The 26,760-nt window shown below is 32.8% G+C and carries 17 protein-coding genes and 1 tRNA gene; 10 read left to right on the top strand and 8 right to left on the bottom strand.

What is annotated here, in order from left to right; all coding sequences use genetic code 11:
- Nucleotides 1-411: 411 nt before the first annotated feature.
- The 3 genes from BUA99_RS05665 to rseP form a co-directional block, all read right to left on the bottom strand.
- Nucleotides 412-2,055 carry an amidase family protein gene (locus BUA99_RS05665; RefSeq protein WP_072989367.1) on the bottom strand — a complete coding sequence of 548 codons (1,644 nt, stop codon included), beginning with the start codon at nt 2,053-2,055 and terminating at the stop codon, nt 412-414.
- A gap of 744 nt (nt 2,056-2,799) precedes the next feature.
- Nucleotides 2,800-2,873 (bottom strand) — tRNA-Asn (locus BUA99_RS05660).
- Between the two features lie 103 nt (nt 2,874-2,976).
- Nucleotides 2,977-4,320, bottom strand: coding sequence for an RIP metalloprotease RseP (gene rseP / locus BUA99_RS05655; RefSeq protein ID WP_072989364.1), 1,344 nt, complete (start codon nt 4,318-4,320; stop codon nt 2,977-2,979).
- A 189-nt stretch (nt 4,321-4,509) separates the two neighbouring features.
- Between rseP and BUA99_RS05650 the strand changes: the two genes are divergently transcribed.
- From BUA99_RS05650 to BUA99_RS05620, 7 genes are all read left to right on the top strand, one after another.
- Nucleotides 4,510-5,577 (top strand): NADH:flavin oxidoreductase/NADH oxidase, encoded by a 1,068-nt coding sequence (locus tag BUA99_RS05650; protein WP_072989359.1) that lies wholly within the window; start codon nt 4,510-4,512, stop codon nt 5,575-5,577.
- A gap of 341 nt (nt 5,578-5,918) precedes the next feature.
- Entirely contained in the window at nt 5,919-6,959 is a 1,041-nt protein-coding gene (locus BUA99_RS05645) for a Gfo/Idh/MocA family oxidoreductase (RefSeq protein WP_072989356.1), read from the top strand.
- A gap of 176 nt (nt 6,960-7,135) precedes the next feature.
- Nucleotides 7,136-8,347, top strand: coding sequence for an MFS transporter (locus BUA99_RS05640; protein ID WP_072989353.1), 1,212 nt, complete (start codon nt 7,136-7,138; stop codon nt 8,345-8,347).
- A gap of 463 nt (nt 8,348-8,810) precedes the next feature.
- The gene (locus BUA99_RS05635) at nt 8,811-11,648 is read left to right on the top strand and encodes a carboxypeptidase-like regulatory domain-containing protein (protein WP_072989351.1); all 2,838 of its coding nucleotides are present in this window, start codon (nt 8,811-8,813) and stop codon (nt 11,646-11,648) included.
- A 10-nt stretch (nt 11,649-11,658) separates the two neighbouring features.
- Complete coding sequence (locus tag BUA99_RS05630; protein WP_072989744.1) at nt 11,659-13,014, top strand: DUF5689 domain-containing protein; 1,356 nt, start codon at nt 11,659-11,661, stop codon at nt 13,012-13,014.
- A 200-nt stretch (nt 13,015-13,214) separates the two neighbouring features.
- The gene (locus BUA99_RS05625; RefSeq protein WP_072989348.1) at nt 13,215-13,664 is read left to right on the top strand and encodes an FKBP-type peptidyl-prolyl cis-trans isomerase; all 450 of its coding nucleotides are present in this window, start codon (nt 13,215-13,217) and stop codon (nt 13,662-13,664) included.
- A 288-nt stretch (nt 13,665-13,952) separates the two neighbouring features.
- On the top strand, nt 13,953-14,720 hold the full coding sequence (locus BUA99_RS05620; protein ID WP_234972918.1) for a hypothetical protein: 768 nt from the start codon (nt 13,953-13,955) through the stop codon (nt 14,718-14,720).
- A gap of 251 nt (nt 14,721-14,971) precedes the next feature.
- Here BUA99_RS05620 and BUA99_RS05615 read toward each other — a convergent pair whose 3' ends face one another.
- Nucleotides 14,972-17,086, bottom strand: coding sequence for a glycoside hydrolase family 97 protein (locus tag BUA99_RS05615; RefSeq protein ID WP_072989742.1), 2,115 nt, complete (start codon nt 17,084-17,086; stop codon nt 14,972-14,974).
- Between the two features lie 298 nt (nt 17,087-17,384).
- Nucleotides 17,385-19,034: a DUF6377 domain-containing protein gene (locus BUA99_RS05610; protein ID WP_072989343.1), complete on the bottom strand. Its 1,650-nt coding sequence runs from the start codon at nt 19,032-19,034 to the stop codon at nt 17,385-17,387.
- Nucleotides 19,035-19,536: 502 nt separating this feature from the next.
- Here BUA99_RS05610 and hflX point away from each other — a divergent pair.
- From hflX to BUA99_RS05595, 3 genes are all read left to right on the top strand, one after another.
- Entirely contained in the window at nt 19,537-20,787 is a 1,251-nt protein-coding gene (gene hflX, locus BUA99_RS05605) for a GTPase HflX (protein ID WP_072989340.1), read from the top strand.
- A 1,473-nt stretch (nt 20,788-22,260) separates the two neighbouring features.
- On the top strand, nt 22,261-23,052 hold the full coding sequence (locus BUA99_RS05600; protein ID WP_234972917.1) for a DUF1853 family protein: 792 nt from the start codon (nt 22,261-22,263) through the stop codon (nt 23,050-23,052).
- A 327-nt stretch (nt 23,053-23,379) separates the two neighbouring features.
- Nucleotides 23,380-24,684 (top strand): DUF819 family protein, encoded by a 1,305-nt coding sequence (locus BUA99_RS05595; RefSeq protein ID WP_072989336.1) that lies wholly within the window; start codon nt 23,380-23,382, stop codon nt 24,682-24,684.
- 113 nt (nt 24,685-24,797) lie between these two features.
- On the opposite strand, the gene BUA99_RS05590 is transcribed toward BUA99_RS05595, so the two are convergent.
- From BUA99_RS05590 to BUA99_RS05580, 3 genes are all read right to left on the bottom strand, one after another.
- Nucleotides 24,798-25,646 carry a DUF3078 domain-containing protein gene (locus BUA99_RS05590; RefSeq protein ID WP_072989333.1) on the bottom strand — a complete coding sequence of 283 codons (849 nt, stop codon included), beginning with the start codon at nt 25,644-25,646 and terminating at the stop codon, nt 24,798-24,800.
- A 90-nt stretch (nt 25,647-25,736) separates the two neighbouring features.
- Entirely contained in the window at nt 25,737-26,249 is a 513-nt protein-coding gene (locus BUA99_RS05585; protein ID WP_072989331.1) for a DUF2480 family protein, read from the bottom strand.
- A 78-nt stretch (nt 26,250-26,327) separates the two neighbouring features.
- On the bottom strand, nt 26,328-26,651 hold the full coding sequence (locus BUA99_RS05580) for an SUF system Fe-S cluster assembly protein (protein WP_072989329.1): 324 nt from the start codon (nt 26,649-26,651) through the stop codon (nt 26,328-26,330).
- Nucleotides 26,652-26,760 lie beyond the last annotated feature (109 nt).

Genomic DNA, 26,760 nt, shown 5'->3' with positions numbered 1-26,760 from the left:
AAAAATTTCCGTTTTCAATAAAATTTCCTGAAATATTAATTTCACTTCTGCTTTAAAAAGAAAAAGACCTTACATCACTGTAAAGTCTTTTTTAAAGCTTCCTCTCTAGTCCCGATAATAATCTTAATCATGACCCGAAAGCCTTTCGGGTTATGATTAAGATTTCTTGTGTTTTTCGAGTAATTTTATTGTTATATCAAAATATCGTAATGAATTTTCTTTGTAATTTTTACTTTTCATTTTTTTGATATGCTGCTCGATTGCAAAGCTTGTTTTTTAGTTTCACATTCTATCATAAAATACTATATCCAAATTTCTGCTTTGCTAGTAAACTTTCGATCCAAGCTTGGATCGAAAGTAGCAGTAAAACCAAATTAATCATACAGGTGTTTTTAATTTTCACTACTAAACCTATTTGTATGCTTGAGGAGACTTTCTAATTGTTGTTGCTTTTTCAAAGGCAATCCCCATTTTTAAGAGGTAATCTTCTTGATACGGTCTAGCTATAAAAGTAAGTCCCCATGGCTCTCCTGTTGCTTTATACCCCATAGGAATAGTAAGGCAAGGATAATTTGCAGCCGCCGCTTGACCTGCGTTATTATTGTTTATGGATAAGATCGCATCGAGTTGGTATTTTACCATTGGCGTTTCAAAAAATTGGACACCCTCTTTTTTTACTTTGACCTTTATTTGCTGTAATTCTTCAGCAGAAGTCTTGTCAGACAACATACCATCAAAACGGCCTTGCCCGTATGGAATTTTCAATGCTGGATCACTATTATTGTAGGCAATGATTTTAGCAATAGAACGGCTGGTAACTTTATCAGAAGCATATTTATTCAAATAATTAGGGAGATCCACTTTCATATCGGCAGTAAGTATAGTACCAAAACCGTCAAAGTTCATGGGTTCTGGATCATATTCAATAACTATTCCGCCCAACTTGATTATTGTATTTATACTTTGTTTGTAGATTGAATCTCCTAAAAAGTTTTTAATAGCGCCAAATCGTAATCCTTTGAGTGTTCCTGTCTGTAAACCTTCTATATATTTTTTATTTTTTGGATTATTTATGGTGGCAGGATCATTCTCATCTTCTCCACTCATGGCCGAAAGAAGGATGGCACTATCAGTACTATTTTTTGTCATTGGTCCTGGCGTATCTAGTGTGCTTGATATTGGAACAATACCCGTTCTACTCAATAAACCAGTAGTTGGTTTTAGACCAATAATTGAATTTTGCCATGAAGGAGAAAGAATAGAACCTGAAGTCTCTGTTCCCACTGCTGCTGCTGCATAATTAGCGGCTACTGCCACACCACTTCCAGCACTCGAACCACCAGTGTCAAATATTTTTCGCCCATAGGGATTAAGTGTTTGTCCTCCTACGGCGCTGTAGCCATTAGGACCCGTAAGATGAAGGAAATTAGCCCATTCACTTAGGTTTGTTTTTCCTAAAATAATTGCTCCTTTATCTTTTAATTGCGTAATGATGAATGCATCAGCAGCGATGTTGTTTCGCAACAAGTGTGTTCCTGCTGTGGTAGGCATGCCCGCTACGTTTACATTATCTTTCACAAGTATTGGAATACCGTAAATGGGATGGTTTTGATTGGATTTATTTTTATCTCTTTTTCGCGCTTCCATAACTGCTTCTGGGCTAATGGCAACAATTGCGTTGAGCATTTTGTCTTTATCATTCTCATATTTAACGATTCGATATAAATACCATTGTGTTAATTTTTCGTAGTTCAAGCTGCCAGATTGAATATGGGATTGAATGGTAGGAATGTTTTGTTCTAAAATTAAAGGTTTTAGCGTTTGATAATCTTCCTCGGAAAAAGTACCTAGTTGTTCTGCTATGTTTTTCCAAATAGCATTTTTATCCAAAATTTTAGACTGGATCAATTTGTATTGCATTCTAGTTGATGCGTTGGTAGCGCTTTTTGCTAGTTCTTCGGTTTCGTCATAAGGCACCCAAGCGGAAATAAGCGTTTTTTGAGTTGGCTTACAAGCCAGTATGAAAAAGAGGGAAAGGAAAATAATTTTCTTCATAATCATTTAATTTTTAAGGTTATATATTGGTTTTTCTAGGCTAGTTCTGGTTCATTTCTATACTCTTTATTTAATCAAAGCCACTTTCAGCAAAAGCTGTTAAGTGTTTTTTTGAAATAAAATTTTATAAATTCATCTCAATAGTACAAAAATATACGTCTTTACTGATTCTTTATAAATAGTAAAACTATAAGATATTTCATAAAAACTCAAAGATAAACTTTTATTGTACTTCAGGAGTAAAATGACATTAAAAGCAGGGTGGATAGCTTGAAAAAACGAGAAGGTTTTTGTTAGTAATCACAAATAGAGTAGTGAATTACGGAACGTAAAGTGATTCTTTTTTTTGAATTTTTTTTGGTAAGTTAATAGAAGGTAAAATCCTAATTGCTATAATGTAACGCCTTGCAGTACTGATTTTGCGATAAATAAAATAGTCCGATAGTGCTGCCAGGATATTAAAGCTTCTCTCAACAGCTTTTTGGGATCTGAATAGCAGACCTTACTTTTTGAAATAATTTGATTGTAATATCGGGATATCACAACAGATTTTTGATATGCTGCTCAATTGCTTATGCTTGAGGTTTGGATTTAAATAAAGTCCCAACCGTTAATTCAAATTAGATGTAAAACCTATATAAATTAATTTAGTTTTAATGAATGAAAAATATAGACACAAAGCATAATAATGATACTTACTCAAAACAAAAAAGACTATCATTTCTGATAGTCTTTTTATAAAAGCTCCCTCTCTTGGGCTCGAACCAAGGACCCTCTGATTAACAGTCAGATGCTCTAACCAACTGAGCTAAGAAGGAAACTGAGCAATAAATAGTAACTTGCATTACATCTCTAAAGCGGTGCAAAGATAGGCTATCATTTGATTTGTGCAAATAAAAACCAAAGTTTTTTTAATTTTTTTTATCGGCCTACAATTGCCTTGTAAATGTCGTTTCCATTCGCAAATAGTAATAATGTGATAAGTAAAACAAAACCAACTAATTGCGCATTCTCTAGAAATTTGTCACTTGGTTTTCTACCGCTTATAATCTCGTATAATAAAAACATTACATGGCCACCATCAAGTGCTGGAATAGGCAATAAGTTCATAACACCAAGCATGATGGATAATAATGCGGTAATTCGCCAGAAGGTTTCCCAACTCCAAGTGTTAGGGAAAATATCAAATATGGCTTTGAAACCACCTACTTGCTTGTAAGCGCCAGTACTTGGACTAAAAATCATTTTTAATTGTTTTCCGTAACCTATTAACTGATCTTTCCCCTTTATAATTCCAACAGGTATAGATTCCAGCAAAGTAAATTCTTGCTTACTAACCTTGTAATAGCCTAATTTTTCTAGCGAGTTCATGTCTAGTCCTCCTACCGCAATTCCTAATTTCCCATCATTAGAAACGATTACAGGAACCTTAATTTCTTTTTGATCTCTTAAAACGGTAGCAGAAATTGTTTTGTTTTTGTTGTTTTCCAAAATCGTTTTTGCCTGGTCAAAATATTTCGCTGGCTGTCCGTTTAGTGAAATAACAATATCCTTAGGTTCTAATGCCGTATTTTTAGATCCATCAGCAATAGCACCTACTACAAATGGCATTCTAATCCCTAACAATTGTCCTTTCTCGAATTTTGATAATTGGTCTACAAAATCAATTGGCATTTTTATAGTTTGCTCTGCACCATTTCTTTGGATAAGAACTTCCTTAGCCATAACAACCTTCATATTAATATCGTTGTCAAATTTTACAACTTTTTGGTTGTCCACTGAAATAATTTTGTCTCCAGTTTTAAAACCTACGTTCTCCATTGCTTTATTTTCGATCAACAAACCATCTTTTAGATCAGCATTTGCGATGTAAATATCACCATAAGCAAATGCCATTCCGATATAAATAATAAAAGCTAAAATAAAATTTACAGTCACTCCGCCCAACATAATAATTAAACGTTGGTACGCTGGCTTAGATCGAAATTCCCACGGCTGCGGTGGCAAAGCCATTTGTTCTTTGTCCATGCTTTCATCAATCATTCCAGATATTTTTACATATCCGCCAAGAGGCAACCAACCAATACCGTATTCAGTTTCGCCAATTTTCTTTTTTAGAAGGGAATATTTAACGTCAAAAAACAAGTAAAATTTCTCGACTCTGGTTTTGAATAATTTAGCAGGAATAAAATGTCCTAATTCGTGAAGTATAATAAGTAATGATAAACTCAATAAAAATTGAGAAAGCTTTATAAATATGTCCATTTTTTAATATTAGTTCTTTTATAACTCGCAAAAGTAAGGTTTTCTATTTGTTTTATTTACAATAATTCTTCTGCAGCGTTTTAAATGTTTGTTAATTATTATAAATACAATCCCTCGTTTAGAATGAGTCTACTAACTTTACTTTTTCAAAAAAGCAATCGTCAATAATTATACCTTAAAAAATTTTAAATGTCAGCACAATTATTTTCTCCTCTATCTATAAAAAGTATTACGCTCAAAAACCGAATCGCAATATCACCCATGTGTCAATACTCAGCCGTTGACGGATTTGCTAATGATTGGCATTTAGTTCATCTTGGCAGTCGTGCTAGTGGCGGTGCGGGATTAATTATTCAGGAAGCGACATCAGTATCTGCTGAAGGTAGGATTTCGCCAGAAGATCTCGGACTTTGGAAGGACGAACAAATCGAAAAACTAAAACAAATTAATGCGTTTATCATCAGTCAAGATGCGGTTCCCGGAATCCAATTGGCACATGCTGGACGTAAAGCAAGTGCAGCATCACCTTGGAATGGTGGTCGAAAAGTAGCGGAAGATCAAGGTGGATGGGAAACTGTTGCGCCAAGTGCTATCGCCTATCATGAAAGTGAAAAAGCGCCACTTGAATTAGATAAAAGCGGAATTCAAAAAGTAATTTTTGATTTTAAATCCGCTACTAAAAGAGCCGTGCAAGCAGGGTTTCAAGTGCTGGAAATTCATGCGGCACACGGTTATTTACTGCATCAATTTCTTTCTCCTTTGTCTAATTTACGAACTGATGAGTATGGTGGAAGTTTTGAAAACCGAATCCGATTAACGCTTGAAGTTATTGCAGCTGTTCAGTCAGAATGGCCTAACAGTTTACCGTTATTCATTAGGATATCCGCTACCGACTGGGCAGAAGGCGGATGGAATATTGAAGAATCAATTCAACTCTCAAAAATATTGAAAGAAAAAGGGGTGGATTTAGTTGATGTTTCCTCTGGTGGAGCGGTTTCACACCAACAAATTCCGGTAGAATCTAATTATCAAGTTCCTTTTGCTGAAAGCATTAAAAAAGAAATTAGAATCTTAACTGGAGCTGTTGGTTTAATCACTGATGCATCTCAAGCCGAAGAAATAATACGCTCAGGAAAAGCAGATTTAGTTTTGTTTGGGAGAGAATCATTGCGAAATCCTTATTTAGGCTTAACCTTTGCTGATGATCTAGGAGTAGATGTAAATTGGCCAAAACAATATTTGAGAGCAAAGATTTAGAATACGGTGAAACTAATAATAAATGCTACACAGTGTAACGCGGTGAAACTAATAATTTAAGTAAGCTGCACAGAGTAACTCGGTGTATTACACAGTGTAACGCGGTGAAATTAATAATTTAAGTACGCTGCACAGAGTAACTCGGTGTATTACACAGTGTAACGCGGTGAAATTAATAATTTAAGTACGCTGCACAGAGTAACTCGGTGTATTACACAGTGTAACACAGTGAAATTAATAAAAAATGCTACACAGAGTAACTCGGTGTATTACACAGTGTAACTAATAATAAATGCCACACAGTGTAACAAAGTGAAATAAAAAATTATATGTAAATTGCTATGCAAACAATAAAAACGGCTCTGCTCTCTTATGGAATGTCAGGCAAAATTTTTCATGCGCCTTTTCTTGATTTTCATCCCGGTTTTGAAATACTCGGCGCCTGGGAACGAACAAAAAAATTAATACAAGTAGACTTTCCCCACTTTAAAAGTTACCCAACTCTAGAGGAATTATTAGCAGATGATGTAAACTTAGTGGTTGTAAATACTCCAGTAGAAACACATTATGAGTATACTAAAAAAGTTTTGCTGGCCGGTAAAAATGCTATTGTTGAAAAAGCTTTTACAACAACGGTTGCTCAAGCAAAGGAACTAGCAACTATTGCCAGTGAAAAAGGGTTGAAACTTACGGTGTTCCAAAACCGACGATGGGATAGCGATTTTAAAACAGTTCAAGCAATCCTAGTTCAAGACTTATTAGGCGAAATGGTGGAGGCCGAATTTCATTTTGATAGATACAATCCTAATTTGAGTCCTAAGCTGCACAAGGAAACATCTAATGCTGGAGCCGGAATTTTAAAAGATTTAGGTCCACACATTATTGATCAAGCACTTTTTCTATTTGGAATGCCAAAATCAGTTTTTGCCGATATTCGAATCACTCGAGATCATTCCGTTGTTGATGATTACTTTGATATTTTACTTTATTATTCTGATTTTCGTGTTCGATTAAAAGCAGGATTTTTTGTTCGGGAAGCAAACCCAGCATACCTAATTCACGGGAAAAAAGGATCTTTCTTAAAACCACGTGGCGATGTACAAGAAGACGAATTGAAATTAGGTAAAAAACCAAATCTTGATAATTGGGGAATTGAATCAATAGAACATCAAGGGTTATTGCACACAGAAATTAATGGCGAAATTGTTAAAAAATTGATACCTACACTACAAGGGAATTATTATGATTTTTTTGACGGAGTTTATAATTCAATCAGCAATAACTCTGTTGAACCTGTCACTGCTTTAGATGGAATTCGAGTAATGCAAATTATTGAAGCTTCAATTCAAAGTAGCAATCATAAAAGGGCAATTGTCTTGTAAAATGAATATTTAAACCACAAAACCTTAAGAAAAAATCAGTTTTCATTGTGATTTTCTAGCTATAATTAGATGTATTTATAAACAATAACGATGTATATTTTTTCAATTGCATTGGACTGAATCAACAAGCAATTGCTTTTTGTAGTTTTGCACTTTTAAATACAAAATAAAGCAAATTGATAGATTTAAATTTTTTTGGAAGGTTTCACAACAAAGGAAAGATCAAGAAATCCTTCGCTAATGCGAAAACATCCTATTTACGACGAATACGATGGGCAGTCTCAGCGTTTTATTTTGCTATGGGTTTATCTTTTGCAACTTGGGCTAGTAGAATTCCAGATCTTAAGACTACTTTACAATTGAGTGAAGGTGATCTTGGTACCATTTTATTCGCTTTGCCGTTAGGTCAGTTAGTGATCATGCCGTTTTCAGGAAAATTAGTTAGTTATTTTGGGAGTCATCGCATGCTAGTTTTTTCACTTATCTCTTATGCTATTAGTTTAACAAATATTGGCTTAGCTACGCAAGCTTGGCAATTATCACTGGCATTATTTGTTTTTGGAATATTTGGAAATTTAGCAAATATAGCTGTAAACACACAAGGAGTTTACACCGAGGTTTTATTTAAAAAAACAATTATGTCCTCGTTTCATGGCATGTGGAGTTTTGCTGGATTTACAGGTGCTCTTCTAGGACTGGCAATGTTAGCTTTTAAACTCACACCTTACATACACTTTTTAATAATTGGCGCAATCGTTCTTATTATGGTTGCTTTTAATTACAAATTTTTAATTGTTGCCAAGGAAAAGATCCAAACCGAAAAGAAAAAAATGTTTACTAAACCAGATAGTACACTTATATGGCTGGGTATTATAGCATTTTGTTCCATGGCCAGCGAAGGCGTTATGTTTGACTGGAGCGGGATTTATTTTAAAGATGTCATTAAAGTACCTGGACCATTAGTAATTTTAGGCTATACTTCTTTTATGATCACAATGGCTAGCGGGCGTTTTATTGGCGATGGATTAATCTTGAGATTTGGAAGAAAAACGGTCTTACAAATAAGCGGAGTAATGATCTCTCTAGGCCTTTTCACAGCTGTTATTTTTCCATATATTATTCCAGCAACAATTGCCTTTATGTTTGTTGGTCTTGGCGTTTCAACAATTGTACCCACAATTTATAGCATTGCGGGAAAAAATAAAAATGTTTCACCAAGCATAGCGCTCACCATAGTTTCAAGCGTTAGCTTTTTAGGATTTTTATTGGGTCCACCAGTAATTGGCTATATAGCAGAGTTTTCAAGCCTGCAATTTTCTTTTGCATTTATTGGTATTTTCGGAATTCTAATCACTTTTATGGTTAGTAGGATAAAAGCAATAGCATAAAATTTAATTTTTTAGGAGCATAAAATTCATTTTTTAAAATACTTTTTGTCCCGTCATCCGCAGTATCCACGCCCAAAAGCGTGGGATACTTGCTTCTACCGGGGCTAAATTACACGTCTTCTTATTTCAGGATTAATCATTGAAAAATAAATTAAGAAAACTCAATAAATTTTTTTATCTGTAAATCAGTAGTTTAATAATTTTTTGTCTTACTTTTATCATTAAATATTGTGTAAAACAATGTTTGCTAATTTATAAATACCACGTTTATTAGCATTTAATTTCAAAAGTATATACCACTTTTCCAAAAATCAATTTATAATTATTTAAGGTTTTTACATTTTTAGAAATCACCTTTCATTTGTAGAATTCAACCTACGCACTTATGCCGTAGGTTGAATTTTTTAATGATGTGCTTAGTAGGCATTTTGTTATCAATGATTGATTAATTAGAGTAGTGTATATGAATAAATTTTACTTTGTGTTTTTTCTTCTACTTAAAATGGGCTCCAGTTTTGCTCAAAACAATACTGGGTTCAACGGTAAAATTTTGAATGCTAAAACACAAAATCCGCTGGGATTTGTAGTTGTTAGCGTACCAAATTCTACATTACTACAACTTACTAAAACCGATGGTGAATTTAGTTTTCAAAATGTTACAGCAGGGAAATTTCTACTATCCATCAGATCTCAAGGATATAAAGATGCACTTATTCCTGTAGAAATTGTTGAAGGACAACTCTTGAACTTGGGAACAATATTGTTAGAAGAAGATCAGTCATTCGAGCAACAAAGTAGTATAATATCTTTAATTGAAAGTGATTTTAGCGATGAAAACAGTAGTTCCGAAAGCACTTCTGGACTTTTACAATCTACCCGCGATGCTTTTTTGCAAGCCGCTGCATTCAATTGGGGTCAAGCTCGATTCCGAGTTAGAGGCTTAGATAGTGAATATTCAACAATGATGATAAATGGTGTTTCTATGAACAAAGTGTATGATGGAAGACCGCAATGGGGAGAATGGGGCGGCCTTAATGATGCGCTTCGCAATCAAGAATTTACGCTAGGAACTGTTACTTCTGATTATATTTTTGGAGGAATTTTAGGAACGCAACAAATAAGCACTCGTGCTTCAATTTATAGACCAGGATCCCGAATTACATTTTCTGGAACAAATACTAATTATAGCTGGCGTACAATGGGCACTCACGCATCAGGAATGAATGCGAGCGGCTGGGCTTACGTAATTTCGGCAGGAAAGCGCTGGGCACAGCAAGGATATTTTGAAGGAACTAGTTATGATGCAAATTCTTTTTTTTTGAGTCTCGAAAAAAAATGGACTAATCAGCATTCCATTAATCTAACGGCAATGTACACACCAAATTCTAGAGCCAAAAACTCCCCAAATACGGATGAAGTTAACCAATTAACGAGTGTTAAGTATAATTCATACTGGGGTTTTCAAGATGGAAAAAGAAGAAATTCACGTGTAAAAACAATTGAAGCGCCTACTGTAATGCTCAATCATTATTTTAAAATTAATGAAAAAACGAACTTGATTAGTAGTGCAACTTACCAATTTGGAAGAACAGCAAACAGTAATATCGATTATCAAAATTCGAATAGTCCTGATCCTACCTATTATAGAAACTTACCTAGTTATTATAGCTCTTTGTATGAAAGAGACAACGGTGAATTTTCGGGTGCGTTTATTCCAGATTATCAAAATGCTGAAAAAAGTAAGAATTTATTTTTAGAAAATTCTCAAATAAATTGGACCGCAATTTACCAAGCTAATCAAAGTCAAGTGGTAGATGCAAGTGGAAACGTGATTGGTTTTGAACCTTCAAAAAGCAAATATGTTTTATATGAAGATCAAGTTGAAGACCAAACGGGAATACTGGCATCAAATATAACATTGGAAGTTTCTGAAAATATTTTTTTAAATGCTGGTGTAACTTATAAAAAATCGAAACTACGCTATTCTCAATACTTGATGGACTTGCTTGGTGGATCTTATTATGAGGATATTGATGCATTTTATAGCGGTAATCAATCACAATCAGATCTTAATAATCCAAATCGTCAAGTGTTTGCAGGCGATACTTACGGATATAATTATAATTTCTACGCTACTACTTTAGAAGCTTTTACACAGTTTAAATTCAATTACAAAAAAGTAGATTTTTATCTCGCACAACAGTTTTCTAGTAGTCAATATCAACGTGAAGGTTTATATAAAAATGGAATCTATGAAAACAACTCTTTTGGTAAGAGTGAAATAGTAAAGTTTGAAAACTTTGGTTTCAAAGCCGGATTAAATTTAAAGATTTCCGGAAAAAAAGTAGTTGTTTTTAATGCCGCACATTTAACAAAAGCACCATCATTACGAAACATTTTTTCTAATTCTAGATTAAATAATACAATTGTGAACGGTCTTAAAAGTGAAACCATCAGTAGTCTTGATGCTAGTTATGTCTATCGTTCCCCAAAATTAAAAGGTCGGTTTACAACCTATTATTCCTTGATTAGAGATGCTACTCAAATATCTTTTTTTTATGCCGAAGGAATTTTTGATGATGGTGCGGGTTACTTAAACACTGATGCATTTGTGAGTCAAACTATGACTGGGATAAATAAAAAAAATATTGGTGCAGAACTAAGTTTAGAATACCAATTGACATCTACCGTTAAAGCTACTTTAGCAGTGGGTTTTGGCGAATATATTTATGATAGTAACCCACAAGTAATGTTAACAAATGATGCGAAAGCTTCAATAGAGAACACCAGTCCTGTATTTGATTTTGGAAAAGCAACACTTAAAAATTACAAACAAGCTGGAATGCCTCAGCGCGCTTATTCATTTGGATTAGAATATAGAGATCCTAAATACTGGTGGATAAGTTCTAATATTAATTATTTGACAAATAGTTATGTCGATGTTTCTGCTATTGCAAGAACTGAGATATTTTATAAAAATCCAGCAAGTGGTTTTAATTTTCCAGAAGCGACAGAAGAAAGAGCCGCTGAGTTGTTAAAACAAGAGAAATTTGATCCATCACTATTACTAAATTTAGTTGGAGGAAAATCTTGGCGTATTAATGGAAAAAATTATGGTGTGTTTGCTAGCATTAATAATGTTCTCAATTTTTCTTATAAAACGGGCGGTTATGAACAAGCTCGAAATGCTAATTTTAGAGAACGCAATCAAGATGTTTCTAGCGGAACACCTTCTTTTGGTAACAAATATTTTTATGGATATGGAAGAACCTATTTCGTAAATCTTTATGTCAATTTTTAAATATGAAAAAATGAAATCAATATTTTACAAATCCTTTTTATTGCTAATAATTATAGTAATTTATTGCAGTTGCGTTGACGACGTTATTGACGCTCCTAAACTAGTTTGCACACAACCCGATTTGATATCTAACAAAAAAGTAGGTGAGATTCGCGCGGTTGCAAATAATGTTGTAACCCAATATAAATTCGATGATATTATTGAAGCATATGTCGTTTCCAGCGATGAAGCGGGAAATTTTTTTAAATCGATCTCTTTTCAAACTTTGGCAACAGCCGCAACACCTGCCATAGGATTTAGCGTTCCAGTGGATGCGACAAATCTTTATATTGATTATCGAGTAGGTAATAAAGTATACATAAAATTAAAGGATCAATATACTGATCTGTCGTTTGGTGGGATGCGCATAGGCAATATTTTTGTAAGTGCAGGTAATCAAGGAGGAGTAGGTCGATTATCGCAGAATGATTATAAAAAGATTTTAAACGCTTCTTGCACCACTTTAAAAGAGGAAGATTTAGTTCGATCATTGACTATGTCAGAATTATTAAACGACTCGAATCTTAATACCTTTGTCGAATTGTCTGATGTCCAATTTTCTGAAGAAGCAGTTGGACGGCGTTATTTTGAAGAAGCCAATAATACAGGCGGGGCAACCAACTGGGGTTTGATAGATAAATTAGGAAATCAAATCTATTTTAGAACCAGCAGTTTTTCTGACTTTTCCACTAAGATCGTTCCTGATGGAAGCGGAAAAGTACGTGGTATTTTAACTAGATTTGGAGATGATTATCAGCTTTTACCACGATCAGAAAAAGATGTTGATCTAACGGGGAAAAGAATAATTCCCTTTTTCTCCCAAGATTTTAAAACTGTTGTCGACAGGTCAGCTGTAAGTTTACCGGGCTGGGCTAATATTGTTCAAAGCGGAACAATTTCTTGGCGAGGTGGCACTTACGCTGGTAATAGTTACGCTGAATTTTATTTTTCAGGCACTAGAGTACTTACAAATGTGGCTTGGTTGATAACACCAAAAATAAATATGGATATCTATAAAAAAGAAATACTAACTTTTCGAGCAGCACAAAACGGTCTAGATGTGGATTCCCCATTAAACGCGCTGGAAGTTTATGTTTCTACTAATTTTAACGGAGTGAATGTCACAACTGCAACCTGGACTCGTTTAGCGGTAAATTTACCAAATCAAGCCACGCCTGACAATCAGTTTGTAGGAAGTGGCGCAGTAGATTTGTCCTCCTATACTGGCTCCATAAATATTGCTTTTAAATTTGTAGGTTCAGGAAGAAATAAAGCTTTAGACGGAGGATTTCAAATAGATGATGTTCAAATTTTTGGAGATAAATAATTGATTGATTTCTTATAAATCATGATATCCCTTAGTTCTTAAAAGGCGTTGTCTTCATCTATTTACTAAGTTTAATTAATCTGAATAATTTTTAATTCATATTTGTGATAGTAAAGAAGCAATAGCGCTTTCGTATTTTAAATCATTAAAGTTTAAATTTTATTATATTTGTTCCACAAAAAAAATAAAAATAAAGAACTATGAAATATGCCTTAATTGCTGTTGTATTTTCACTTTTTATCTCTTGTTCGAAAGATAAAGAAGAGGATTTTACTGCCAGAAACGAAAAAGAAATTACAGATTATATTGCTAAGAATAACTTGAATGCTCAAAAAAGCGCCTCTGGTTTATATTATGTAGTCAATGAAAAAGGCTCTGGAGCTCAGCCTACCACAACTTCAGATGTGAGAGTTGCTTATAAAGGATATTTTACTAATGGTAATGTGTTTGATCAAAGTGGCGCTGATGGAATCACGTTTAACTTACAACAAGTTATTCAAGGTTGGACCGAGGGAATTACGTGTTTTAAGGAAGGTGGAAATGGTATTTTATTAGTACCTTCTAATTTAGGATATGGTAACAGCGATCGAAATAGAATTCCAGGTGGTTCAGTATTAATCTTTGAAATAAAACTTATTTCAGTAAAATAAGCCTACTATATCTACAATTTTGAAAAGAGTTCATCTACAGGTAAAGATGGACTCTTTTTTTTTGGATAAATATCATCTACTAATTTTCCTAGATAAAAATTGTAACGGCCGTTTACAAATTTGAATTATTGAGGCTTTACGTTAATTCGTTTTCGTACTTTGGCAATCCCAAATCTATGTTTCTACTACATGAAAGTTTTCTACATCACGCTATTTTTTATAGCTCATTCTTTTTTGATTCAAAGTCAAACAAAAAAAAGTCAAGTTCAATTAAAACAAATTAATATTGTGAAGACTAATTTTCGCAACCTCAAAAGTGGCGAAATTATTAATAAAACTATCTTATTTAAGGATGGAAAAATTGTTTCAATTAAAACATCAGACGTCAAGCAAAGTTTTTTTTATAATGAAAAAGGATTGTTGGACATGACAGTTAAGGATAAGGAAGGAAGCAATTGGAAAGAAGTGATTAATTACTCCTATAATAAGCAAGACCAAATTGTAAAATTTATAAAAAAATACGAAGAAGGTGGTGAATTAGTTACTAAAACTGTTCTCATTGCTTACGATGGATCACGAGTAAGAGCCACAAGTAAAAAAAGTAATATTCAGCAAACTTTTATTGAAGATATTGAGTACATAGTAGAGAATGGCATTGTCATTCGTCGCTCTAGTAGAGATCGCAATAAACAAATAATTAATAAAATTGAGTACGTATATTACAAAGATAATATTACCAGACACAAAGGATTAATAGGTGATAAAACAATTAGAAATTTTATTTTTGATGACAAAAATTCAGTGGAATTATTAATTGCTCAAAACACATTTGGTCCACAATACAAAGTTATTGTACCTGTAATTTCATTTCATGAAGAAGAATTTGATTTAGAATCAATTTCCAATAACAATGAAGTTAGTTTTAATTCTACTTCAACTCAAGATATCGCGACTAATAGAAAATACAAGTACAACGCTTTAAACTATCCTATTTCCTGCTCCATTATTGAGGACAACGGAATAGTAAAAACTGAAATTGCGTATTTGTACGAATAATTTTTGGGTCCAATGATTTATTTTCTTAGAACCACATAAGAGCAACAATTTTTCTATTAAGATTAAAACGGTTAAAACTTAATCCTTGATTAAGGTATTGATGTTAAAACTGCTAAAAAGCGATCTCAAAAAACAGATTTAATTTATTGCTATGTTGTTCAATTTCAAAAAAGAATCTGACCTTTTTATTGATAAAAAACCCCCAAATAGTGAAGAACTATTTGGGGGTAATTTTTTATAAAATATATAGTTTATTTAACTTCAATAATGCTAATAGCAAAACCACCGCCAGCAGCTGAGAGCTGCGTCAGCTTTGATTTACTAGATACAGTCATTTTCTTAATTGTATATGCTTGAGGTTTTGTTTTATAATGTGCATCCTTGGCATCTGCATATACGGTAGCTTCATATTTTTTTCCTTTGTCTAAGAAATCAAACTTTATAATTGAAGTTCGCGGAGTTTCTCCATTCACATTACCTACAAACCAACTGGTAGTTCCCTTAGCTTTACGTGCGACCGTAACATATTCTCCTGGTTCTGCGTCTAAATATTTACTATCACTCCAATCTACGGCAACATCTTTGATGAATTGAAAAGCATCCAGAAAACGATCATAATTTTCGGGTAAATCGGCAGCCATTTGCAACGGACTGTACATAGTAACATACAATGCTAATTGATTTGCAATTGTGCTATTTACGTGAGATTTATTATCAGGATTCAACTTGCTTATATCCATCTCAAAAATCCCTGGAGTGTAATCCATTGGTCCACCCACTAAACGTGTAAAAGGCAAGACGGTCACGTGATTTGGTTTACTGCCACCAAAAGCTTGATATTCTGTTCCTCTAGCGGCTTCATTCCCTATCAAGTTGGGATAAGTTCTTGCAATTCCCGTAGGACGAACGGCCTCATGCGCATTAATCATAATTTTATATTCCGCCGCTTTTTCTAAAGCATATTGATAGTGATTAACAATCCATTGGCTGTAATGGTTTTCACCTCTTGGCATGATATCACCTACATAGCCACTTTTTACAGCATCATAACCATTGTCCTTCATGAATTGATACGCTTTATCCATGTGACGCTCATAATTACGAACCGAACCTGAAGTTTCATGATGCATAATCATTTTTACTTTTTTAGATTTGGCGTAAGCTTCAATTCCTTTGACATCAAAATCTGGATAAGGTGTAACAAAATCAAAAACGTAATCTTTAGAATGACCAAACCAGTCTTCCCAGCCTTCATTCCAACCTTCGACTAGAACGGCATCAAAACCATGCTTCGAAGCAAAATCAATATATGTTTTTACTTTTTCATTGTTGGCAGCGTGTTTTCCGTTTGGTTTCGCTTTAGAAAAATCACTTATTCCCAATTGTACAGTAGGAAAATCATCTGTATAAGCCCATGAGCTTTTTCCAGTTATCATTTCCCACCAAACTCCAATATATTTTATAGGTTTGATCCAGGAAGTATCTTCAATTTTATTAGGATCATTTAAATTCAATGTCATTTTTGAAGCTAAAATTTCTGTTGCATCATCACTCACAATAATGGTTCTCCAAGGCGAGTGATGTGGCGCTTGCATATATCCTTTATCACCGCGTGCATCCGGTGTTAACCACGATTGAAATATCATATTCTTATCATCTAAATTTAAGTGCATACAAGAATAATTGATCAATGCCGCTTCGTGCAAATTGATATAAATTCCGTCAGCCGTTTTTAACATCAATGATGTTTGAACTCCTGTTGGTGAAAATGATCTTTGCGATACATTATCAGTGGTTGCCTTTTCTGATAATCCTCTTATTTCTGATAATTTTGACTTAGTGTAATCGTACTCTTGAGTATCATAATCGCCAGGAATCCAAAATGCAGTGTGGTTTCCTGTCATTGCAAACTGTGTTCTCTCTTCCTTAATTACAAAATAAGTTAGATTTTTTTGCGACGGAAATTCATAGCGAAATCCAAGACCGTCATCAAAAAGACGAAAGCGAATGATCACTTTTCGATCTGTTATTTTCTGATTTAATGTTACAGCTAGTTCGTTATAATGATTTCTAATTGAAGCTACTTCTCCCCAAACAGGTTTCCAGTTTTCATCAAATGTTGCTGTTTTTGTATCGACAATAGTAAAATCATCCAGTAATGATTTTTTGTCGTCTTTTAATTCGAGTCCTAACTTACTGGATTTTACAACCACTTTATTTTTATAAATTAAGTTGTACGAAGGTGTTCCATCGCTTTGCAAATTAAAATCCATTACAAAATTTCCATTTGGAGATTTTAATTGCTGCGCTTTTATTGGGCTAAAAAAAGCTAACCACAAAAGAGATGTAAAAATAACTTGCTTCATTTTTTTAAATTGTAAATTAATATTTAGTTCTAAAAAGAATTTGAATCCATATAACAAATCCAACCTTCACAATCAGATTATCCTATTAAGAAGGATCAAAAAGTAAAAGTAAACTCTTTAATCGCATTATTTTTTGAAGAATTTAAGAAAGTAGATTACAATTCCTTTTTATGTTTGCAATATAATGATTTATAGGTAGTTAATTAAAATCAGATCAATAAAAAAGTAGTACTACATTATCAGAAATTGTGCTTTTTATAAAATTTTAAGAGTTATTGAGATTTTATAAGTTCATGATTTATTGGTTTAATTTTGTTCCGATACGCATTACTTGAGACTCAAAATCCTCTCGTGCGCCGGCTGCCTTACTCTTGATTTGCGACCGATAATTATAAATAGTAGAAACGGAATAACGCAAGAAAGTAGCAATTTTTGCACTGTCTTTTATGCCAAGCCTAATTAGTGCAAAAATTCGTAATTCAGTGTTTAGCAATTCACCTTCTTTCAACTGCACTGTTTCACTATCATTTAATAAAGCCGAAAATTCTTCGATAAAATTTGGAAAAAGTTGTAGAAAGGTTACGTCAAAAGTGTTTAAAAAAGCTGCGAGTTCAATTTCAATAAAATTTTTTGATTTTACGGCTTGCGTTAGTTCATTTATTCTGCCTGATGTAGCCATACTATTTAATTTTCTACGGTATTCGTCTAGTTTGAGTATGTAATCAGAACATTGATCCATGTAGCGGCCTATGTAAATTTCCTTTAATAAATTAGTTTCAGTTAAATTGTAATTGTTATCATTCAATTTTTTATTAAAAACACTTAACTCTCCATTCAATTCTAGCAGTTTAGTATTAGCTAAACCTAAATCCTCTTTTGCTTTTGCCACTTTTTTCATTTGCTTAAAAAGCATAAAAAGAGCGCCTAAAAGAAATAGTGACAATACACTTGTACTCATCAAAAACAGAATTAATTGGAATCGATTGGTTTCATTTTGTTTTTGATACGCTTCGTTGATGATGGGCAACATTTTAGAAATTTCATAAGTCCGTAATCGGGCATTACAAAAAAGAGCGTCGGCTAATGAACGTTCAATATATTTATAAGCACGATCAATATCGCCACTTTTATACATTATAAACGCTAAAGAACGCAATGAAATATATTCTTTTTTGGCTAAAGCCAAATCAGAAATTGCTGAGATAGCCAACCATTTTTTCTGTTGATCGAGTTCGTTTTTTTGCCGATAAGCCTGTGAAATTAAATAGGCAAAAACTGCTCGATCGGGATTTTCTTTAGTGATTTTTGGAAAATACGGAAGCAGCAACGCTAAGCTTTTATCATATTGCCCTACATCTATAAAGAAACTAGATTTAGCCATTATAAAAGCGCTAGTGTGCGGCTTAAAATACTGTAGGGACGAATCGCGGTATTTTCTAGTTAGTTCAATATACTTTTGTTTTTCTTGTGGTGATGCCGCGTAATCATACATATAGCCATAAATTACACTGCTCGTATTAAAATAATAACCCTTTAAATCAGCAGTAGATTCAATAGATATTAGTTTTAATAAATCAGTTGATTCCTTATACATTCCTAAAGTTGCCATTATCGAAGCTAAATTTAGTTGTGCGTGAGCTAGCTTTTTTAGCTCGTCTAATTTTTTCGCAATTTGAAAACCTTTGCGGGCGTAAACCATCGCCGAATCAGACTGATAGGATTTATAAGCTAAGTATAATTTTTCATTACAAGCATATTTTTCTAGATCAGTCGTTGCGTGCATGCATTGCACTTTGAGTTTGCCGATGTAACTTTCTTTTTTATCCAAATAAAATGCAGGATTAGCAATAGTTTGATCCAGTTCATTTAACAAGTCATTAAAATTACTTTGTGCAAAAAGAAAAGCGGGAAAAAGAAATACAATTAGTAGATTTAAAAATCGATTCATTGATTCATAGTTTGTTGTAAAAATAATTAAAATATACGGTAGTCTTGCCTTACGAATTACAATTACAGGGAAAGCATTTTTTCCATAAATTGTGCTGCTTATTATTAAAGGGTTGACCCCGGATTCGCATATTCTTTTCTTAAATTTTTTAGTTTTAAAGATTCGGCCACTGATTCGCAGATTTATTTTTAGATGCTTTTGTTGTTTAATTTTAGTCTATTTTAAAAAGTTCGGCCACTGATTTGCAGATTTGTTTTCTTATGTTTTAGTTTTAAAGGTTTGACCACAGATTCGCAGATTCATTTTCTTCCAATTGTTTTAATTTAGGGATGCACAAAAGCAATTTGAGGTCTTATTTTGGAAATACATTTTTAGTTTATATAATCGATTTTTATACTATTTATGGCTAAATATATCATTATTCGTATGTTGTGATTTATTTATAATTCGATAACCTCATAAGTCCCTCACAAATCATTAAATTTGTCACTTATTTAAAAGTATGTTAGAAAAAGAAGTAATAAATTTCGAAAAGACAGCCATTGTAGGTATTGTGACTCAAAATCAGAGTGAAGAAAAACTAAATGAATACCTAGACGAATTGGAGTTTTTGACTTTTACCGCTGGAGGTCAAGTGGTGAAGCGCTTTTCGCAAAAAATGGAACGTCCAAATCCTAAGACATTTGTGGGAACAGGAAAGATTGAAGAAATTCATCAGTTTGTCAAAGAAAATGACATTTCGACTTTGGTATTTGACGATGAATTATCACCATCACAGCAAAAAAATATCTCCAAAATATTAACCGAATGTAAAATCCTTGATCGAACGCACCTTATACTTGATATTTTTGCACAACGTGCTGAGACTTCATATGCGAGAACGCAAGTAGAATTAGCGCAATGTCAATATTTATTGCCGAGACTTTCCGGAATGTGGACGCACCTTGAGCGCCAAAAAGGAGGAATTGGAATGCGTGGACCTGGTGAAACGGAAATTGAAACAGACAGACGTATTGTGCGTGACCGTATTGCATTATTGAAAGAAAAAATAAAAACTATCGATAAGCAACAAGGCGTGCAACGCGGAAATCGTGGTGCAATGGTTCGTGTGGCTTTAGTGGGGTATACTAATGTTGGGAAATCAACTTTAATGAACGCAGTAGGTAAAAGTGATGTTTTTGTGGAGAACAAACTTTTTGCAACTTTGGACACAACCGTTCGCAAAGTGGTGATCAAAAACTTACCTTTCTTGCTTTCGGATACAGTAGGATTTATTCGAAAATTGCCAACACAATTAGTAGATTCTTTTAAAAGTACATTAGATGAAGTTCGCGAAGCCGACTTATTATTGCATGTTGTTGATATCTCGCATCCTGAATTTGAAGACCATATCGCATCGGTAAATCAAACGTTATTGGACATCAAAGCAAATGACAAACCAGTGATCATGGTTTTTAATAAAATTGATGCTTACAAGCATTTGACTATTGACGCAGATGATTTAATGACCGAAAAAACACCAAGACATTACACTCTAGAAGAGTGGAAATCTACCTGGATGAATCGAGTTGGCGAGCAAAATGCATTGTTCATTTCGGCTACTAATAAAGAAAATTTTGAAGAGTTTAGAGAACGTGTTTACGAAGTTGTACGACAAATTCATATCACGCGCTTTCCTTACAATAAATTTTTGTACCCTGATTATAAAGATGCTGTCGAGAAAGACGATAACGACGATAACGACACCGAATAACTAAAGTATTTTCTACTTTACAAAATCCCTTTTGAGTTTCAATAGGGATTTTTTTTGTCATGTTCTCGCTTTCATTATTATTACAGCTGGGTCGGGGTGTACGCTGCAATCTTTTACATAGTCCCTAAATTCGGGATCATATAAAACGATTTTCTCACAAAACTTCGGCACTATACCTCATGCGATAATAGTAATGTAAATAGGTTTCGATTTTGGAATTTAAATGGTAGAAATTAGAAATCTTCGCTGATTTATAATAAAATTATTATTTCTACATTTAGGAATTATAAGGTAGTAGGGTCTACAAATCAAAAAAATGGGATAGATTAACCATAATACAGTGAAAAAGTAAAAACAAAACTAGATATTGAGAAAGAAATTATTAATCCTCTATTTGTAGAAATGGTTGATTATATTCATAAAAACCCAAAAGTATTCTTAACATTTCCTCAATTTCCGGTCATTAGATATGATAAAAAAGTAAATAATATTGAAGTTAATTCGACAAACTATAAAATTCAAATTATAAAGTTTCATAATTAAAAAAAATTAAAAAGCAAAAGACACAACCAAATTAATTATTGGTATAAATGAAAATTATATGTTCCATCAAAATATGAAGATGAAAGTATAAAATTATATTTTAAAATATTAAAATTAAAAGCTGATAACTCTATTAATAATACCTAAAAAAAAAAATCAACGAATTTTAAAACAATAACAAATTTAGATTGAAATATTTATCTGAATTTCCTGAAAGCGCAAATATCTTAAATATAGATGGTAGCTTTAAGTTTTTGGGACGAATTTTGTTTTCTAAAATTGTCTTTCATGAACGAAAATAAATTGGAATTTTATGCAGAAATTATCTGTGTCAACCTGGATGCGGTATAGGATATTTAATCATAATTGAGAACATAAATAATGAGCGGAAAATTAAAAAAATTGAACAGACTTGTCAGTCCTAAAAACACTACTTCCGATAGCAAAGGTTCCTATGTAAAAGAATCAAATTTCTTAATAACTTTTTTAAATGTTTAATTTATTGATGATTTTGAGTTTTAAATAACGTTTCATAGGCAAGTTGAAAAAGATAAAGACCAGTCATTAACCCCAGAAATTTTGGGTGAAAAAAAATTATTCTAACTTTTTCAAGTATGTTAATAATTTTTGTTGATCAGTTTATAGAAGATTTATATTAAATCTTTTGGCTCACGCTCTTAAAATTGGTCAGCTTATCGCAGTCACTTGCATCATTATGATTGCTGATAAGAAATAAGATTACGAACCGCTTCGCTCTTTGGCCACAATTAGTAAATTGTCACTGTGTTCTGTAAATTATTAAATTTTTTATAGGAACTGAAGAGGTCAATTATACGAAGCAAAAAACGTAATAGTCGAAAAGTAAAATAGTAAGTTTCCTCAGAAAACATTAGAAAAAAGTACACTAATTATAACAATTATAAAATGAAAATGAAGTCGAGAATTGCATCAATTATGAAAGCAAAGAGTTTAGATTCTTCTATTACCGGCTGTCAAACTTTTAACTTATCGGAATTAGATCTAGTATCTCACCTGGAATTTCAATTACCTATTAATTTAAGGTTGGGTCATTTAATAGAAAGAATAGTTGCTGAATTAATTAGATCTTCTACAAAATACAAATTGCTCTATGAAAACATTCAAATAATTGAAGACAAAAAAACTATCGGTGAGATTGATTTTATTATTCAAGATGAAAACACAAAACAATGCATCCACCTTGAGTTAGCCTATAAATTTTATCTCTATGATCCCAGTATTTCAGTAGAACCGATAAATAATTGGATTGGTCCAAATAGAAATGATTCCTTGAAAGAGAAATTAGAAAAATTGAAAACAAAACAATTTCCTATACTTTATCATGACTGTACTGCCACACTGCTTAATACTTTGGCAATTCACGAAGTTTCTCAAGCGCTATGTTTTTTAGTGTCGTTATTCATTCCTTTTGATTATCAAGGAATTTACCACCCTGTTTTTCAAAAAGCGATAAAAGGCTATTATATCAATGTGGAAACTTTCAAAAGCCTTAATAGTGTCGATAAAACATATTATCTTCCTATAAAAACCGAATGGGGAATTGATCCAACTGAAAACGAAACTTGGACAGACTTCAATGATGTTGTAAAATATATTTATTTAAGTATTAAACAAAAACAATCGCCATTGTGTTGGCAAAAACATAAGAATTCCTATTTACAATTTTTCATTGTATGGTGGTAAATTCTATCATGAAACAACAACTTTAATGATTAAAAGTGTTGAGTTAAATGTGTTATTTATTTGTCAATACAACTTTAAATCATATGTAGCGTAATCGCATGGGCAATCAAGTAAATTTATAATTCCTTGTAAATACAATAAATTATATAGTAACTGATATCAAGGATGTTTCACAAAACATAGGCAAGGAAACAGTAATCAAATTTTGTTTTACAAAAACACAACTTCCTTTTAAACCATGAAAGCCATTGTCATAGAATTCAAAGTATAATTAGAATTAGCAATTTTGAGTTTAAAATACCTTATTTTGCAACGAAATTTATAAATATGATAAATCGGCCTTTTATTACTGATGATACAATAGTATTTGGATTGTTAATGTTGCTTTTGGCTTTTGTGTTTTACACCTCTTCAATCAAAGATGGCTTTTGGAAGAAATTCTATATTATTTTTCCGTCTCTATTAATGTGTTATTTGCTACCATCTATATTTAGTTCATTAAATATCATTTCGCCAGAATGGAGTGAAATGGGAGAAAATGGCGAAATAATAACACAAAAATCATCTATATATTTTATCGCTAGTCGATATTTACTTCCAGCAGCTTTAGTTTTAATGACTTTGAGTATTGATTTAAAAGCAATGTTTAAATTAGGTCCTAAGGCTTTAATAATGTTTTTTACGGGAACAGTTGGTGTAATTATTGGTGCTCCACTTGCAGTTTTAATCATGTCTATTTTTTCTCCTGAAACCGTTGGCGGAGCAGGCTTTGATGCCGTGTGGCGCGGGCTCTCAACAATAGCGGGTAGTTGGATTGGCGGCGGAGCAAATCAAGCTGCAATGCTTGAAGTATTTCAATACAATCAAGAAAAATATGGAGCCATGGTATTGGTAGATATTGTAGTAGCTAATATTTGGATGGCTATATTGCTTTTTGGTATTGGAAGAAAAGAAAAGATCGACAAATGGTTAAAGGCGGATAATCGTTCTATTGATGAATTAAAAGAAAAGGTAACTGCTTATTCCAGCACTGTAACTAGAAACCCAAGTCTTACGGATTTAATGGTGATTTTAGGAATAGCTTTTACAGCAGTGGGACTATCACATTGGGGAAGTAATTCAATCTCTGATTTATTGAAAGCTAATTTCACAATTGTAAATGATCCTACAAGTTTTGCTTCAACTTTTGGAGATCGCTTTTTTTGGATGGTTACAATTGCCACTGCATTAGGAATTTTATTTTCATTTACTAAACTCAAGGAATATGAAGGCGCTGGAGCGAGTAAAATAGGAAGCGTTTTTATTTATATTTTAGTAGCTTCAATTGGAATGAAAATGGATTTAGGATCTGTTATGAGTAATCCTGGATTATTAGTCGTAGGACTTATCTGGATGTCAATACACGTTTTACTTTTAGTCATCGTTGCCAAAATAATTAAAGCACCCTACTTTTTCCTTGCCGTGGGAAGTAAGGCAAACATAGGTGGAGCAGCATCGGCGCCCATTATAGCTTCCGCTTTTCATCCATCATTAGCGAGTGTAGGTGTTCTTCTAGCTGTCTTTGGTTATGTAATAGGAACTTATGGAGCCTTACTTGCTACATTTTTAATGGAAATAGCTGCGCCAAAATAAGCTAAAGAATTTTGATTGAGATGATTGTTTAATGTTCGTTATTTTCTAATAAGATAAAATAAAAAATACCTTTAGAAATTTTCTAAAGGTATTTTTTGCAAAATTATATTTACTTAAAAGCCATAATTAACACCCAAGCCAAAAACTTCTCGAATCTGAACTGCCTTTACCGAATTATCATCATAAATAGCTTGTAAGGCTATATTTGCTGATAGATATTTATTTATTTTCATAACTACATTCATTTGGTAATCCACATCAACATTTTGCGGATTATCAAGATAATTAGAATATAAATTCAATCGGTTTTCAACAGAAACATTGGTCATTAAATTAAGTTTATAATAAGCTGATATACTTGCTCCAAATTCAAATCGAGAGGAATCTCCTTGCAGAACTCCAAATGAAGATCCGAATTCAGTAAAATGAGGGTGAACTATTATTAGTTTAGCAGTTGCAGGAGAAAAATTAACGCTTAAATTGTCATTTTTTTTCCATAAAATTCCGGGACCTAGTTGAAAGAAAGCGGGAGAAAAGAAATGAGATATTTTTGTCATATTCTTATCTAAGCCAGTATCTACTTGACTTTTGAAGTTAAAAAACATAGAATAGTACCACTGACCAGACGCATTCTTACCCCAAAGAGAATTCAATTCTAAACGATCGTCAGTTTTTGCAGTTTTCTCATCTCCTTTTATTTTGCTAAGGCCATAAGCTAAAATGAATTTATTATCCCAAACAACATCACCATTTTTGTAATTGAAGTCGTAGTTAAGTCCAAAGTTTCCTGCAACATTAGAAGTTCCGCCTCCTAGCCATTGCTTATTGTAAGCCGTTTGATTAAAAAGCAACGAGATGTTTCCATTTCTCTTCCATAATTTTGTGCTATCTTGAACAGTTTCTTGTGCCTTGACAGCTATAAATGTCAAAAATAGAAATGAAATAATTACTGTTTTTTTCATAGAAATTATTGTTGAAAGTTTTGTCAAAAATAGATAATTATTACTTTAAACTATAAATAATTTGTGTTATGAAATTATAATCTAAAGAGATCAAACTTTTTTATTAGCTTTAAACAAAGGAACTGCCGAGCATGCTTCACCATACATTATACTTCTGGCAAACGGTTGCAGATAATGTGCAGCTAGCACGTAAGCCCGCATAGGTACTGGTTTTCTGGAACATCCTTTAATGATTATGGACTTGTTTGTATAAACGGAGTAATCAATTTTAGATAGTAATTCTTCATAAAGCGAAGCTTCTAAATCCTCAATCGTTCCATTTATTATTTTTTTTGCAAATGGCGCTAATTGTATCGCAACTAAAATGGATGCCCAAGCGGGTACAATAGCATCTGTACTGCAGTTAATAGCGACATATTGATCTTGATATTGTGACCAATCGTTGTTTTTTAAAGACTCTCTAAAGTCTTTTTCTTTTAATAAAAAGCCTTCTATCAGCCATTGCGAAATATCGACTTGCACCCGTGTACCTTTTAAATAATAATCTTCGAGATCGAAAATTTCCAGCACGCTATTGGCAACTTTATTTATTATTTCTTCCATATCTAAGTCTTTAGGTCTAAGGTTAAAAGTCATAAGGCATTTTTTTACAAGCTTTATGACTTTTAACTTTATGACTAATTATAGCATTCCTAATTCTAGTTTTGCTTCTTCACTCATTAAATCTTTGCTCCATGGTGGATCAAATGTTATTTCAACTTCAGCATTTTTCACATTTGCAATAGATTTAACTTTATCTTCCACCTCTCTTGGTAAGCTTTCTGCAACTGGACAGTTTGGTGAAGTAAGAGTCATTAGTATTTTTACTTCATAATCAGTATTTACCATTACGTCATAAATTAATCCTAATTCGTATATATCAACAGGAATCTCTGGATCATAAATTGTTTTTAAAGTCTTTACGATTGATTCTCCTAAGTCTGTAGTGTCTATTTCTTGTTCCATTTTTATTAATTTTTGATTTTTAGATATATTACTTCTGTTTTAAACATATAAGTCATGTTAGTTTTTTATTTTTCGTTAATTTTAAAATGTAGTTAAATATTATTACGTC

Origin of the sequence: Flavobacterium segetis (assembly GCF_900129575.1) — a bacterium.
Lineage (GTDB): Bacteria > Bacteroidota > Bacteroidia > Flavobacteriales > Flavobacteriaceae > Flavobacterium > Flavobacterium segetis.
The sequence above is the reverse complement of the archived record's forward strand: the minus strand, read 5'-3'. Positions and strand labels throughout refer to the sequence as shown.